We start from the raw sequence: 14,653 nt of genomic DNA, 5'->3' as shown, positions 1-14,653 counted from the left end.
CTCACCCCCCTCCAAACACAAAAAAACATCAAAATTAACGATACAGTCACGCTTCCAACCGCGCGCGCTATTAACCTTCCCCAAAACTCAGAAAGTCATACAATCGGTGCACAGCCTGTGCACGCGCTGTGTACGCGTTGTGCATACCCGTTTCTCATAAAAATAAGGCGTTAACCCCCGTTTTCAGCTCCAACAGGGCAAAACCCCACAGGCCGTTGCGCACAACGCCCCGCTGGGCCAAACTACCCCCATGATAGATCTCGCTAACCTGCCGTCAGACTTCAATAAAAATCCGTTCCCGCATTACGATGCGCTCTTGGCTGGGGCCCCAGTTTGCCCACAGCCCGACGGCTCCGTCCTGATCTCAAAACACGCAGACCTCAGTGCCATCTACCGCGACACCGCAACCTATGTGTCTGATAAGTCAAAGATTTTCGCACCCAAGTTCGGCGTGGGCTCTCCTCTGTTTGAACACCACACAACCAGTCTGGTCTTCAACGATCCGCCCCTGCACACCCGTGTGCGCCGCATCATGACCGCTGCCCTCACCCCCAAGGCTCTAGCCCGCATGGAGCCGGGCCTCGTTTCCACAGTCGATCAGCTGCTCGATACCATGTCGCAAGCTGCTGATCTTATTGAGGATTTCGCCAGCGTCATCCCCATCCAAATCATCGGAAATCTGCTCGATATCCCAATGCAAGACCGCACCCCCCTGCGCGATTGGTCTCTCGCCATCCTAGGCGCGCTGGAACCCGTCCTGACAGATGCCCAACTCGCCGCGGGCCACAACGCGGTCACCGAATTTAAGTCTTACTTACAAAGCCTTATCGCCCATCGCCGTAGCCACCCCGGTGACCCGGAAACAGACGTCCTGACCCGTCTGATCCAAGGCGACGACACCGGCCATCTCTCCGAAATCGAGCTTATCCAAAACTGTATTTTCATCCTAAATGCCGGACATGAAACCACCACAAACCTAATTGGAAACGGTCTTGCCCTGCTGCACGATCATCCCGGTGAGCGAAAATTGTTGCTTCAAGATCAGTCCCTTATCAATAGCACAGTTGAAGAAATCCTACGCGTAGCTTCCCCAAATCAGTTCGGAAACAGAGAGACGGCAACTGACGTAACCCTACGCGGTTTTCACATTCCCAAAGGTACAAACATGCATCTGTGTATCGGTGCCGCCAACCGCGACCCGGATGCATTCGATCTACCACAAGCTTTTGATATTACTCGAAACCCCAACCGCCACCTCGCCTTTGCTGGAGGGCCACATGTCTGTGTAGGCCTTACCCTTGCACGCATGGAAGGGCGGATCGCGATCGACCGTTTTGTGCGCCGCTTTCCAAACTATGAGGTTTCCTCAGACCGCAAACACGGTGGCCGCATCCGATTTCGCGGATACGTCAATCTACCGGCACAACTTGGAAGCTGATTGGGGAACGACCGTAGCTGGATTGGAAATATCGCAGGTAAATTAGGAGGTTATGGCGAAGTCTAACATACTGCCTTTGCTTTTCCAATTTCCGCGTAAGCGCGGTAGCCGTACTTAACTCGTAGCGATGTATCTACTTGAAAACATCGTGTTGCTGTTGGAAACTTCAAGAAGTTCGCTGCGCATTTGGCTGCCAGATCGCACAAACATTTACAAATCGGAGGGTACGGGATGCTGAGGGTCTATGGGCTTAAAAATTGTGACACCTGCCGCAAAGCGATGAAAGCGCTACCAAGTGCCACCTTGGTTGATGTCCGGGCTGAGGGCGTGCCAGATGCTGTGTTGCAGGACGCATATGATAGGTTTGGACAGGCGCTGTTGAATACCCGGTCCACCACGTGGCGCGGCCTTTCTGAAGATGAACGGGCGCAGCCAGAGCTCACTCTTTTGCGGCAGCACCCGGCGCTGATGAAACGCCCGTTGATCACTCTTGGAGATAAAATGTTTCTCTCTTGGAGCAGTGAGGTTGAGAGCGATCTAAAGGCAGCGCTCTAAGTCTTTGACCGCAGAGCATTGTCAAAGGAAAGCGGGCCTGCGCCTTTCATTACCAAGACAAGCAGCAAGAACACCCAGAGCGCCCGCTGGTCCATGATGATTGAATCTGGAAAGCGATCAAACCAAGCGCCAAACACTTTGGGATCGCCCAAGCTGCCGTGGCCATAAAGATCCGTCAGCGACTGCAACGTAACGAAGCCTATCATCCCCAACGCAGCAAGCCGTGTGAACAGGCCCAAAACGATGAGGGCAGGCAAGATGAATTCGGCCCAAGTGCCCAGCAAGACAAACACGGTATAAAAACCCGGAAGCTGGTCCGTATCATAACCGACGCTCTCTAGAAGTCGGGGGAGGATCTGAGCGTAGGCACCTGTTGATGGGGTGAATATACCACCAATGCCATCGCCCAATTTTGTCAAGCCAGAGACCCAAAAATACATCAGCAACACGCCCGCAAAGATTAACCGCGCTAAGGTTGGCAGGAGCCAATCGCTTCGATCAAGACGGTCCGCAATTGCACGGTAGAGGGTCATCAGTGCAGTCATTATTTTTCCTTCCAAGGACGTAACATTAGGGCTTGGCCCTCGAGAGCGACAGTTAGAGCAGCACCAAGATCAAATTCTGGCCATGTCTGCACAGTAGAGTCGTGCGCGCCACCAAAATCCTGCCCTGATGCCAAATGATCAAGCCAATCTGCGGCACCTGGGGGCAGCAAAATGGGAGTGGGGTCGAATTTTGGCCGGGTTACAAGAACGTCTTGTGCCACAGCTTGGGGCTTTGGCGCGCCTGAAATCGTATTGAAACGCCAGATGTCATAGAGCGGCCAAGGTGAGCGTAAAACTCGAGTGGCGGGTGCCAGTTTCAGGTGCAATTTTAGAACGTCTTCGGGGTTGCCCTGAAGCAGGCTTGCGTCAAACGCATTGGCATCGGCCGCGTGATAAGAGGCGCGTAATGCCAGATCCAAACGGGCAACATCACCAAGATATCCGATATGCGCCAAAGGTTTAAACCCTTCGAGGAATTCAGGAAACTCAGTACCATAAAACATCATTAAGGGTGACTGGGGTGGGTGTGCCCGCACAAAAAGCGGCGCGAGATTGTCAAAGTTCTGGCCGCCCAGCAGCTTGAGTATCAGGGGAAAGGCGGTCCGAAGTGCCTCTATCAGGGAGACGGTTACGTTGTTGCGGTAAACATCGTAACGCCGCCCTGCAGGGGCGCCATCAGGGTTAATCAGGCCCGCCGGAACGGGTTGATTTGCATCCAACAGAGCAGTGCGAAAATGGGCCTGGCTGACCGTCATGCTGCGAGAACAAGGGTCTTGAGGGTTTCGGCAGCGCGCTCCGTTTCAGTGCGCAGAGTTGACCAATCAGGGACGTCATTGTCCCATTCTACCAGGACCGGCTTGGGGCCGGTTTTCGCCAATGTATACGCCAAAAGTGACCAAACAGGATCGACGACCGGCATATTATGGCTGTCGATCAGCAGCAGGGCACCATTATCGTCGGCATCTTCGTCGTGACCACCGACATGGATCTCTCCGACAGCGTCGAGCGGGAAGGCATCGATATAGGCTTGCGGGCTGAGACCCAGATTTGTGGATGAAATGAAGACATTGTTCACATCCAGCAAAAGACCACAGGAGGTTTTCTGGGTCAGCTCAGCTAAGAAATCGGTTTCAGACAACGTTGACTCGGCGAAGGCGAGATAGCTTGAGGGGTTTTCCAGCAGCATCTGCCGCCCCAATGTGTCTTGGACTTGGGCAATGTGATCAGCGACGCGCCCTAGAGTTTTAGGCGTGTAGTGCAGGGGCAAAAGATCATTTAGGAACTCCGCGCCGTGGGTCGACCATGCCAAATGCTCTGAAAAAGCAGCGGGTTGCGCCCAGTCATTTAGGTGCTTTAGCCGGGCAAGATGATCTGTATCCAGCGGGCCTTCGCCACCGATCGACAGGCCAACGCCGTGGATCGACAGAGCAAAGCGTTCAGACAGTGCGCGAAGCTGCGCAAGGGGGCGTCCACCATCACCCATGTAGTTTTCGGCATGGACTTCGACCCATTCTACGGGGCCGGGCGCATCGATAATATCTTGAAAGTGTTGGGGCTTATAACCCACCCCGGGGGCATCGGGCAGGCTGCCAACTTGCGGGAATTTGTCGCGCATATTCGGGCCTTTTGGTGCTTACGTTCAAAGAGGAGTGCGGGCAGCGAGCCACCCGCACTCCAAATGATTTATGCAGGAAGATCGCGCTCAAGTGCTTCAAGTGCGCCTTCACGTGCTGTGCCGTCTGCCATTGCGGGCAAATCGATGTCGGCGCATGTGCCTGCATCCACGAGTGTCCAAGCGTTGCCCTGATAATCTGTCACCGATGTACCGGCGCAGGTTGTGCCGGGGCCCGCGGCGCAATCATTGGCACCAGCCAATGAAATACCGTAGCATTTTTCTTTTGCCGCAGCTTGGGCGGTTGTGGTTGTCTGTGCCGTCAACGCAGCGGCAACGGCCCCTGCAATTGCGAGTGTTTTCATCGAGTTGGACATAGTGTTTCCCTTCAAATCCAGAGACTTCAATTGCGATGGCCTCAAGGTAGACCAGTGCGGAAATCAATACCATTCACGAGCGGGTGTGTCACATACCTGTTAGAAATTTGTGAGCAAAATGGCACCCCACCCGCGATCACATAGGCAAGTGGGGCCATTTTTGAAACAATATGCGCGAAAATCGCGCGCACCTCGCGAAATGTTACAGAAGATCGGGCGGTGTCGCTTCGACACGAAGCGCTTCTGTTACAGCGCTTAGGGGCTGCACGGAGGTTTGCTTTTCCCCAAGACGACGCACAGACACAGTACGCTCTTCAACTTCGCGCCCGCCAACCGCTAGGATCATGGGCACTTTGCCAACCGAATGTTCACGGACCTTATAGTTGATCTTTTCGTTGCGGATATCGGCTTCGACACGCACGCCAGCGGCTTGCAAGGTGGCCACCACCTCAGCGACATAAGCGTCAGCATCCGAAGTGATAGAGGCCACAACAACTTGCCGCGGCGCCAGCCAGAACGGCAATTTACCGGCATGCTCTTCGATCAAGATGCCGATGAAACGCTCAAAGGAGCCCAAAGTTGCGCGGTGCAGCATCACAGGCCGGTGCTTGCCACCGTCTTGACCGACATAGGTCGCGTCCAGCCGTTCTGGCAGCACGAAATCCACCTGGTGGGTGCCGCATTGCCAGTCGCGACCGATCGCATCGGTCAACACAAACTCCAACTTGGGGCCATAAAAGGCACCTTCACCAGGGTTCATCTCGGGCTCAATCCCGGCTTTGCGGGTGGCGCTCAGCAGGGCTGTTTCAGCCTTGTCCCATACTTCGTCTGATCCTGAACGCATGTCCGGGCGATCAGAGAACTTTACTTTGAAATTCTCAAAGCCGAGGTCTTTGTAGATGCCCGACAGGAACTCAATGTAAGTCGCGGTTTCTTCTTCGATCTGATCCTCAGTACAAAAAATGTGCCCATCGTCTTGGGTAAAACCGCGCACCCGCATGATGCCGTGCAGGGCACCCGACGGCTCATACCGGTTGCACGACCCAAATTCGGCCATGCGCAGCGGCAGGTCACGATAAGATTTCATACCTTGATTGAAAATCTGTACGTGGCACGGGCAGTTCATCGGTTTCAGTGCATTTACAGCCTTTTCACGGGCGTGCTCTTCGTCGACTTCGACGATAAACATGTGCTCCTGGTACTTTTCCCAGTGGCCTGATGCTTCCCATAGTTTGCGGTCCACGACCTGCGGGGTGTTCACCTCGACATAGCCGCCTGCGCGCTGTTTGCGGCGCATGAAATCCTGCAGCTGGGTATAGATACTCCAACCGTTTGGATGCCAAAATATCTGGCCGGGGGCCTCTTCTTGCATGTGGAACAAGTCCATCTCGCGGCCGAGCTTGCGGTGGTCGCGTTTGGCGGCTTCCTCCAGCATGTTCAGATGCGCGCGAAGTTTTTCCTTACCGGTGAAGGCGACGCCATAGATGCGCTGCAGCATGGCCCGGTCGCTGTCGCCGCGCCAGTAGGCCCCGGCGATCGACATGAGTTTGAACGCGTCGCCCGGCACTTGGCCAGTATGTTGCAAATGCGGGCCACGGCACAAATCTTGCCAGTCGCCATGCCAATACATGCGCAGCGGCTCGTCGCCCGGAATGCTCTCAATCAGCTCAACCTTGTAGGGTTCGCCCAGATCTTCGTAATGCTTGATCGCGCGGGGACGGTCCCAAACTTCGGTACGAACGAGATCACGTTTATTGATGATCTCCTTCATCTTCTTTTCGATGGTGCCAAGATCCTCGGGAGTGAAAGATTCTGCCCGATCAAAATCGTAGTACCAGCCGTCTTTGATCACAGGGCCGATGGTGACTTTGGTGTTGGGCCAGATTTCTTGCACGGCGCGGGCCATAATATGCGCAAGGTCATGACGCACCAACTCATTGGCTTGAACTTCGTCTGCCATGGTGTGGATCGCGATGTCGGCATCTGCGCCAATCGGCCAAGCTAGATCGACATGCGCACCGTTTACGGTGGCAGAAATAGCCTTTTTCCCAAGTGAAGTTGAGATATCGGCAGCAACTTCGCCAGCAGAAATGCCAGCCTCATAGCTGCGCGCGTTGCCATCGGGAAGGGTGAGAGAAATCTGGGCCATGTTTGGCGCTCCTCGTCAGTTTGGCGCCTACGAGACGCCCGGTTGCGGGTTATGTGGCGCCCTTTTGACCGGGGGCGGCGTGCGCGTCAAGACCTCACGGGGTCCTCAGCCGATCGTATGTCCAGTGTTGCCAGAGGCGGCATGATGTCCGCCTCTGGCCAATGCATTCAGAACCGCGCGGCAAAGACGGCGTAACCCATGATCAGGCAACAGACCCACCCGGCGGTAAAAATCATCGGGCGCAGGGGCATTCGGGCAAAGCCGCTGATCATCCCTGCGGCATGTGCCACCCGCAGCCAGAAGAAAATGATGCTGGTCCAATAGGTAAGCGCGTTGAACCCATCGAGGCGGTCTACCAACAGCACCAGAATGGCAAACGGCAGCAGCTGTTCGATTAGGTTCAAATGCGCCCGATATGCGCGGTGCACCCACGGCCGCATTTGCGACAGATCACCCGGCCGTTGGAAGGTGTCGCCAGCGGCTGTTTCGGAGTTGACCCCAACGATATAAGGGATCCAAAGCGAGGCCGCGAGCAGCGCAAGGCATGTCAGTACGCCCAGCTCAGTTGGGAAAGATGCAGGCGTCATAGTTCAAGCCTCCGCTGCGGGATAGGAGAACTTGACGGTTTTGCCGGTCTCTAACCATGTCTTGAGCCCAGCAAGCGTCCTTTGCCAACCATCAGCAATCCCTTCCTGACCGGCGGGCAGGTCGTAATGCTCAAGTGTCAGCAGGCAATGATCCACCTGTGGCTCGATGATATAGACAAACCGCGAGGCTTGAAGCGGCACTTCGGGGCCTGCCCAATGCGGCTCGAACGTACTTTCAATGCGGGTCTTGGGTGTCAGCTGCGTCTCGGTGCAAATCAACATCGTGTTGTCGTCGGGGGTTTTGTAGATCAGCGCGTTGCCTTCGCGTTCGCAACTACTGACAACGAAATTATAGGCTGCATTGGCGTCCGCATCCGTCAGCGCATGCCAAAGGGCGTCTTGGGTACAGTGAATATAGGTTTGCATCATAAAATCAGGTTTCGACATCGGCGTGGTTCCTTCAAGTTGGGTTTTTAGGGAAATCACTGCGCGTGCCGCCGGTTGCACGAGCAAAGGCTCGATCCAGCGGTCTATGGCCTCTTGGAGGGGGACGGCGTTGAGATAATGGTATTTGAACCGTCCATCTTTGCGGGTCACGATCAACCTGGCTTCGATCAGGACGCCAAGGTGTTTCATCACACCAAAACGCGTCATTTCGAGCAGTTCTGTAAGCTCTTGCAAACTCTGCCCGTCGCGCTGGTGCAATGCATTCAGCAAGGTGCGGCGGGCCGGATCGGCCAGAGCTTTGAAGATCATGTCCATAGAATCGCTTATACGTGACAAAGTAGTCACGTGACAATAGGGTCACCTAATTTTGAATCTCTTGCCCTTGGCTCAAAGCTTGCGCATGATCGCGCTGAAACGGAGGGCCCGATGTCACAGACCGCGTATTTTGAGACACCACAGGGGCGCAATTTGGCCTACTGCCTTAGCGCAGGGCAGGGGCCCACAATCGTTTTCCTTTCAGGGTTGAAGTCAGACATGCTTGGCACCAAGGCTTTGCATCTGGAGGCGTGGGCCCGCGCACAAGGCCGCAGCTTTTTGCGGTTTGATTATTCTGGCCATGGGGAGTCATCGGGCATTTTTGATGAAGGTGCGATTGGCGATTGGCACGAAGATACGCTGGCCCTTGTCGACGCGCTGATTGATGGGCCGATTGTGGCGGTTGGGTCGTCAATGGGCGGCTGGCAGGCTCTGCTCCTGGCAAAGGCGCGCCCGGAGCGCCTTGTTGGGCTTGTCACAATCGCCGCCGCGCCTGATTTCACGGAAGACGGCTGGTGGGCTGGGTTAACTGAGGCGCAAAAGACTGTGCTTGAGGCGCAGGGCAAGGTGGAGCTGCCATCGGATTACATGGAGCCTTATATTGTGACCCGCCGCATGATTGAGGACGGGCGCAAGCATCTGGTCCTGCGTACACCATTAAACCTGCCGTTTCCCACGCGCCTTTTACAAGGTACGGCGGACACCGCCGTTAGCACCGAAATGGCCAACCGCCTACTAGAGCAAGCGACCGGTCCTGATATCCAACTGACGCTTATCAAAGGCGCAGATCATCGGTTTTCTGAAGCTGATAATCTCTCTATGATCGAAACCGCGATATTGGATGTGCTGAAATAGCCCAACAGGAGCAAAGTAAGATGGAACAACGCATCAGTTTGATTACCCTTGGTGCGCGCGATCCCGCGTTACTGGCTGATTTCTACGAGGCTTTGGGCTGGCGGCGGGTTGAGACACCCGACGGGATCATTGCCTTTGACCTGATAGGGCAAGCGCTTGGTCTCTACCCCCTTGATAAATTGGCCGAAGATATGGGCCGAGACCCCAAAACACTGGGGCACGGTGCCGCAACATTTTCCCACAACGTCGCATACCAAGAACAAGTCGGCGCACTGATGGACCGCGTCGAAGCTGCGGGAGGGGAAATTTTGCGCCCGGCATCGGATGTTTTCTGGGGCGGGCATATTGGCTATTTTTCTGACCCCGAAGGCCATGTCTGGGAAGTGGCGCATAATCCATTCTCCACCCTTGGTCCGAATGGCGAATTCCGCTGGAACGGCTACGGCTGATGCGCCGTCCCGCCAGCATGTGGAGCCTTGAGACGCTGGGCCGGGTGCGTTTGTCGAAACATTTCTACATGCGTGATTTCTTGATGTCGGAGATCTCGGCGTTTCATGGCATCCCGAACATCCCAGATGATCCTGATTTGGCGATTGAACACGGTCGCGCGCTTTGTACGCAATTGCTGGACCCGCTGGAAGAAACATTTGGCCGAATTGGTGTCCGTTCGGGCTACCGCTCAGATGCCCTCAACACTTACGGAAACGAGAACAAACTCAATTGCGCAAGCAGCGATAATCCCATCGAGTGCCACATCTGGGACCGTCCCGGTACGCCCATTGCGGGCACGTCGCTGGTGGTCCCATGGTTTGCGGATCAATACGGCGCAGGCCGCGATTGGCGCGATCTGGCGTGGTGGGTGCATGACCATCTGCCCTATTCCGAGATGTGGTTCTTTCCCAAATTGGCGGCGTTCAACCTCGTTTGGCGGCCTGAACCGTTGCGCACGATCTCCAGCTATATCGCGCCTAAGGGCTTGTTATTGCGCACCGGCGCCGCCCCTTCCGAGGATGTGGCCACCCGATCTGCACGCTACAGCGACTTTCCGCCCCTGCGCGGCATTTCACAGCCCTAAACCACTCCGCATTTGCTTGCGGGCAGGGCGGATGCAGGTCAAACTGCGCGTCGCAGGCAGGGCAGGAGACCTCGATGAAAGAACCACTGGTTTTGTTGCCGGGCATGATGTGTGACGCGCGGCTTTTTGGTCCACAGATCGCAGAACTTTCGGCAGATACGGCCGTGATGGTCGCCCCTGTAACGGGCGGCGACCGGATCGAAGAAATCGCGTCTGGCCTGCTGGACGCATTACCGCGCCGCTTTGCGCTTGCTGGGCTTAGCATGGGCGGCATCGTTGCGATGGAAATCCTGCGCCGGGCCCCTGACCGTGTGACTCGAATTGCGCTGATGGATACCAATCCGCTGGCTGAAACCCCGGTGATAGCGGCCAACCGCGAGCCGCAGATCGTCAAAGCACGCGCGGGCCGGATGCTGGAGGTCATGCGCGAAGAAATGAAACCGAACTACCTAGCGCCAGGCCCTTACCGTGGTGAAGTCCTCGATCTGGTTTTGGACATGGCTCAGGTATTGGGCCCCGATGTTTTTATTCGCCAATCCCGCGCGCTTCAGCGCCGCAAGGATCAGCAGGTAACGTTGCGCAAATGCAAGGTGCCCGCCCTTATTTTATGTGGTGCACATGACGCGCTTTGTCCGGTAAAACGGCATGAATTTATGGCAGAACTGATCCCCTACGCGACCTTGCGCGTGATGGAGCAAAGTGGGCATTTGCCGACATTGGAACAGCCGTCCGAGACCACATTTGCGCTGCGCGAATGGCTTCAAATGCCACTGATATTGCAATAGCCGCTTAAAGAAGGGCTTTGCGCTCCGCGAGTGGGACAATGCGCGGCGTGGCGACAGGGGCTCTTGTTGCGGGGTCAAAGAACGGCGTGTCTTTCCAACGCCCCGATAGCGCGGCAGCAGCAGTCCGACTTAGCATTCCGTAGACAAACCGGCCCATGTTGCGATGTTTGGTGCCGCCACCAGATTGCGGCATGAACGATTCAGCAGCTATCCGCCCTAGCGCTTCGGTGTTTTCCAGACGTTTAGTATTCACGCCGACAAACGAAAACCGCGGGTTGCGCAACGTGTTGCACAGCGGTGCCCCACAGCAGCTTGCTTGCCAGCGCAGGAGATTTTTTTCACCAAAGGAAAACACCGCGAGATTTTCAGCGCCTTTGTCGATCTTGATCCGATCAGCGGTAGTTTGGAATATCTCAACAGGGTCGGGCGAGGGGTCTGATTGCCCCGCATAAATCTCTGCAGCGCGGCAATCCTTGCAGTGACAGGCCAGATGTGTGCCGGCACGTGGCGAGGCCGCAAGCAAACGCCCCGACACCGCACCACATGAACAAGCAAAGGCGATGTCAGAGGCGCGTTTCATAGTTTTTAAGCCGCCTTTGATCTTTTAGGGGCTTTACGAACTTTCGTTGGTTTCTCAACGGGATCGCCATCATTGGCATCAATGAAATCCAACACCAGCGGCCGGATATTGTTGCGCCAACTCTTGCCGGCAAAGATGCCGTAATGTCCGGCACCTTCTTCGAGGTGGCTGGCTTTTTTGCTGTCAGGCAAGCCGGTACACAGATCAAGCGCCGCGATGCATTGGCCAGGTGCCGAAATGTCATCCGCCGACCCTTCGACGGTCTTGACGGCCACGGTTGTGATCTTGCCCATGTCGACCTGTTTGCCCGCAACGACGAATTCGTTCTTAGCAATTTCACGGTTCTTAAAAATCCGGTCCACTGTCGACAGATAGAATTCCGCCGGCATGTCCATCACCGAGAGGTATTCGTCGTAAAATTTGTTGTGCTTGTCATGCTCATGCGCTTCGCCACGCGCCACGCGCGCGATCTGATCTTTGAATGCGCTTTTGTGCGTATCACCATTCATAGATACAAATGACGCAAGTTGCAGAAGGCCGGGATAGACCTTGCGGCCCACGCCCGCGTGTTTGAACCCGACGCGCTGGATCATCGATTGCTCTAGTTGGCCCATGGTGACGCGGTGACCAAAGTCAGTGACATCGGTTGGTGCGGCGTCAGGATCAACTGGCCCGCCGATCAACGTCAGCGAGCGAGGCTGCGCATCGGGATCTTCTTCGGCCAAATAGGCGGTCGCGGCCAGCGTTAGGGGGGCAGGTTGGCAAACGGCGATCACATGGGTGTCTGGCCCCATATGCCGCATGAATTCTACTAGATACAAAGTATAATCTTCGACGTCGAACTTGCCTGCACTGACGGGAATGTCCCGCGCATTGTGCCAGTCGGTAATATAAAGGTCGCAATCCGGCAGCAGGCTAATCACGGTCGAGCGCAGCAACGTGGCATAGTGGCCCGACATTGGCGCGACAAGCAGCACCTTGCGTTTCTTGGCCGTGCGGCCCGCAACGCGGAAATGCAGCAGATCCCCAAAATCACGCACGATCTCTTTTTCGACTGTAACCACATGGTCTTGGCCGTCTGCAGCGGGAAAAGGCGGGATATTCCAATCCGGTTTCATCGACATACGCGAGAATGTGCGTTCCGTTACTTCGCCCCAAGCGGCCATCCATTGCAACGCAGGGTTTGGAAACATCGCAAAAGCGGGATAGGATCCCATAGCGAGCGCCGAAGAGCCGAGCCATTGGTTCGTATTCCGTACCGTTTCCATTAGGTCGTAGGTTGCCATATAGCGCACGTGGGGTACTCCTGTTGTGAGCCCATTTTCTGGGCACGGCGTCGCGCCCCACCCAGACCCGGGCGACGAAATGCTGCAAGTGCGAAGATAGAAGGTAAGGGTTAAGATGACAACTAAAACAACGGAAAATGAAGAGCTACCTGAGGCTTCGTTGTCACGTATGGCTGAAAATCTACTTAAAGTTGACGCCTTGCGCGAGCGTTTGACGCAAGTGATGGCCAGCAAGAAAGGTCATCAGGCCGCGCTGGATGGTCCGAATCAAGAATTATTCACTAAGGCCGCTCAGGTCTATTGGCAGGAGGCGATGCAAAACCCCGCCAAGATCTTTGAGCACCAGTTGGGGTATTGGACCAAATCGGTCACCCATTTTGTCGAAGCGCAACAGGCCTTGGCCAAAGGAAACCTTGAGGCCCCTGACGACCAAACACCGACCGATCGTCGTTTTGCGAACCCATTGTGGCAAACGCACCCCTATTTCAACTTCCTCAAGCAGCAATACCAGATCAACGCCGAAGCGCTGGAGCAGGCCGTATCTGAAGTAGAAGACATGGACCCGCTCGAGAAAAAGCGCCTGCAATATTTCAGCCGCCAGATTATCGACATGATGAGCCCGACAAATTTCCTCGCCACCAACCCCGATGCGCTTGAGCGCGCTGTGGAGACCGAAGGCGAAAGCCTTATCAAAGGTCTGGAAAATCTGATTAGCGATCTGGAGGCCAATGACGGCGAAATGATCGTGCGCCTGGCGGATGAGCGTGCGTTTGAGCTGGGGCGCAACATCGCGACATCACCGGGCAAGGTCGTGTTTCGCAACCGCATGTTCGAGCTCATTCAATACACGCCGAGCACTGAAAAGGTTCACGCGACGCCGATCGTGGTGTTCCCACCTTGGATCAACAAGTTCTATATTCTCGATCTCAAGGAGCAAAATAGCCTTGTGAAATGGATCGTCGATCAGGGCTACACCTTGTTTATGGTGTCTTGGATCAACCCGGACCCCAGCTATGTCGATGTCGGCATGGAAGAGTATATTGAAGAGGGCTATCTGACCGCCTTCGAAGAAGTGAAGGAAATCACCGGCGAAAAGCAGGTGAATGCGGTTGGTTATTGTATCGCCGGGACAACCTTGTCGCTGACGCTCTCCTTGCTCAAGCAACGCGGCGATACGTCGGTCAAATCGGCCACCTTCTTTACCGCCCTCACTGATTTCTCGGATCAGGGTGAATTCCAGCCCTTCCTGACGAATGACTTTATTGACGGTATTGAGGCCGAAACCAAAGACAAAGGCATGCTGCCTTCTGTTGTAATGGCGCGGACCTTCTCATTTTTGCGGTCCAATGATCTGGTCTATGGGCCGGCGATCAAGAGTTACATGCTGGGCGACACACCGCCCGCGTTTGATCTGCTGTATTGGAACGGGGACGGGGCCAACTTGCCAGCCAAGATGGCGATGCAATATTTGCGCGGCCTGTGCCAAGCCAATGAATTGGCGGATGGCGGCTATGATTTGTTGGGACACCACCTAGAACTTAAGGACATCGATATTCCGCTGTGCGCGATTGCCTGCGAAACGGATCATATTGCGCCTTGGAAAGACTGCCTTCGCGGGGTTCAGCAGATGGGCGGCAAGGACAAGACGTTTATTATGGCCCAATCAGGTCACATCGCAGGCATCGTGAACCCGCCGACCAAACACAAGTATGGCCACTATACGAACCCCACGCTGGGCCTGACCCATGAGAAGTGGCTGGAAAGTGCGGATTTCAACGAAGGATCGTGGTGGCCACGCTGGGGCAAGTGGTTGTCAAAACGCGGCGGCAAGATGATTCCCGCACGTATTCCAGGTGCCAATGACCGAAAAATTCTTGCCGATGCACCGGGAAGCTACGTGGCGATCAAGGCAAGAGGTTGAAAAATAACGCCTAATCACAGATTGAAAATCTTATGCTGCAGTGCAGAATAAAGCTTGAAATGCCGCAGCGCAGCATCTATATCTTTTAACAGAAGCGAAAACGACGGGAATGATCCCGGCACTGAA

At 55.2% G+C, this 14,653-nt stretch carries 16 protein-coding genes; 7 read left to right on the top strand and 9 right to left on the bottom strand.

The genetic code is table 11. The features are described from left to right. The first annotated feature begins 250 nt into the window (after positions 1-250). Positions 251-1,438, top strand: coding sequence for a cytochrome P450 (locus tag C1J03_RS16345; RefSeq protein WP_114887559.1), 1,188 nt, complete (start codon positions 251-253; stop codon positions 1,436-1,438). Between the two features lie 234 nt (positions 1,439-1,672). After that, a complete protein-coding gene (locus C1J03_RS16340; RefSeq protein WP_114889045.1) occupies positions 1,673-1,993 on the top strand; it encodes an ArsC/Spx/MgsR family protein in 321 nt (106 codons plus the stop codon). Here the strand turns inward: C1J03_RS16340 and C1J03_RS16335 are convergent. The 7 genes from C1J03_RS16335 to C1J03_RS16305 all read right to left on the bottom strand — a co-directional run bounded on the left by C1J03_RS16335 (position 1,990) and on the right by C1J03_RS16305 (position 8,025). Next, positions 1,990-2,538: a DoxX family protein gene (locus C1J03_RS16335; RefSeq protein ID WP_114887558.1), complete on the bottom strand. Its 549-nt coding sequence runs from the start codon at positions 2,536-2,538 to the stop codon at positions 1,990-1,992. The genes C1J03_RS16340 and C1J03_RS16335 overlap by 4 nt on opposite strands. Further along, positions 2,538-3,293 (bottom strand): HvfC/BufC N-terminal domain-containing protein, encoded by a 756-nt coding sequence (locus C1J03_RS16330; protein WP_114887557.1) that lies wholly within the window; start codon positions 3,291-3,293, stop codon positions 2,538-2,540. Before C1J03_RS16330 ends, C1J03_RS16335 begins: the two co-directional genes overlap by 1 nt. Beyond that, on the bottom strand, positions 3,290-4,153 hold the full coding sequence (gene bufB / locus C1J03_RS16325) for an MNIO family bufferin maturase (protein WP_114887556.1): 864 nt from the start codon (positions 4,151-4,153) through the stop codon (positions 3,290-3,292). Before bufB ends, C1J03_RS16330 begins: the two co-directional genes overlap by 4 nt. Positions 4,154-4,221: 68 nt before the next feature. Beyond that, positions 4,222-4,527, bottom strand: a complete 306-nt coding sequence (locus tag C1J03_RS16320; protein WP_114887555.1) for a BufA1 family periplasmic bufferin-type metallophore — start codon at positions 4,525-4,527, stop codon at positions 4,222-4,224. Between the two features lie 202 nt (positions 4,528-4,729). Further along, the gene (gene thrS / locus C1J03_RS16315) at positions 4,730-6,676 is read right to left on the bottom strand and encodes a threonine--tRNA ligase (protein ID WP_114887554.1); all 1,947 of its coding nucleotides are present in this window, start codon (positions 6,674-6,676) and stop codon (positions 4,730-4,732) included. A gap of 167 nt (positions 6,677-6,843) precedes the next feature. Continuing rightward, the gene (locus tag C1J03_RS16310) at positions 6,844-7,263 is read right to left on the bottom strand and encodes an MAPEG family protein (protein ID WP_114887553.1); all 420 of its coding nucleotides are present in this window, start codon (positions 7,261-7,263) and stop codon (positions 6,844-6,846) included. Between the two features lie 3 nt (positions 7,264-7,266). Next, positions 7,267-8,025 (bottom strand): ArsR/SmtB family transcription factor, encoded by a 759-nt coding sequence (locus C1J03_RS16305; RefSeq protein ID WP_114887552.1) that lies wholly within the window; start codon positions 8,023-8,025, stop codon positions 7,267-7,269. Between the two features lie 111 nt (positions 8,026-8,136). On the opposite strand from C1J03_RS16305, the gene C1J03_RS16300 reads away from it, so the two are divergent. From C1J03_RS16300 to C1J03_RS16285, 4 genes are all read left to right on the top strand, one after another. After that, the gene (locus tag C1J03_RS16300) at positions 8,137-8,880 is read left to right on the top strand and encodes an alpha/beta fold hydrolase (protein WP_114889044.1); all 744 of its coding nucleotides are present in this window, start codon (positions 8,137-8,139) and stop codon (positions 8,878-8,880) included. A gap of 20 nt (positions 8,881-8,900) precedes the next feature. Beyond that, complete coding sequence (locus C1J03_RS16295; RefSeq protein ID WP_114887551.1) at positions 8,901-9,329, top strand: VOC family protein; 429 nt, start codon at positions 8,901-8,903, stop codon at positions 9,327-9,329. 17 nt (positions 9,330-9,346) lie between these two features. Beyond that, positions 9,347-9,955, top strand: a complete 609-nt coding sequence (locus C1J03_RS16290; RefSeq protein ID WP_114889043.1) for a hypothetical protein — start codon at positions 9,347-9,349, stop codon at positions 9,953-9,955. A gap of 74 nt (positions 9,956-10,029) precedes the next feature. Next, complete coding sequence (locus C1J03_RS16285) at positions 10,030-10,740, top strand: alpha/beta fold hydrolase (RefSeq protein WP_114887550.1); 711 nt, start codon at positions 10,030-10,032, stop codon at positions 10,738-10,740. Between the two features lie 4 nt (positions 10,741-10,744). Here C1J03_RS16285 and C1J03_RS16280 read toward each other — a convergent pair whose 3' ends face one another. Together C1J03_RS16280 and phaZ are read right to left on the bottom strand one after the other, a co-directional pair. Continuing rightward, positions 10,745-11,320, bottom strand: coding sequence for a DUF6151 family protein (locus tag C1J03_RS16280; RefSeq protein ID WP_114887549.1), 576 nt, complete (start codon positions 11,318-11,320; stop codon positions 10,745-10,747). A gap of 5 nt (positions 11,321-11,325) precedes the next feature. Then, positions 11,326-12,615 carry a polyhydroxyalkanoate depolymerase gene (gene phaZ / locus C1J03_RS16275; RefSeq protein WP_114887548.1) on the bottom strand — a complete coding sequence of 430 codons (1,290 nt, stop codon included), beginning with the start codon at positions 12,613-12,615 and terminating at the stop codon, positions 11,326-11,328. 106 nt (positions 12,616-12,721) lie between these two features. On the opposite strand from phaZ, the gene C1J03_RS16270 reads away from it, so the two are divergent. Next, positions 12,722-14,527: a PHA/PHB synthase family protein gene (locus tag C1J03_RS16270; RefSeq protein WP_114887547.1), complete on the top strand. Its 1,806-nt coding sequence runs from the start codon at positions 12,722-12,724 to the stop codon at positions 14,525-14,527. Positions 14,528-14,653: the final 126 nt, after the last annotated feature.

The sequence above is a fragment of the Sulfitobacter sp. SK012 genome (genome assembly GCF_003352085.1).
Lineage (GTDB): Bacteria > Pseudomonadota > Alphaproteobacteria > Rhodobacterales > Rhodobacteraceae > Sulfitobacter.
The sequence above is the reverse complement of the archived record's forward strand: the minus strand, read 5'-3'. Positions and strand labels throughout refer to the sequence as shown.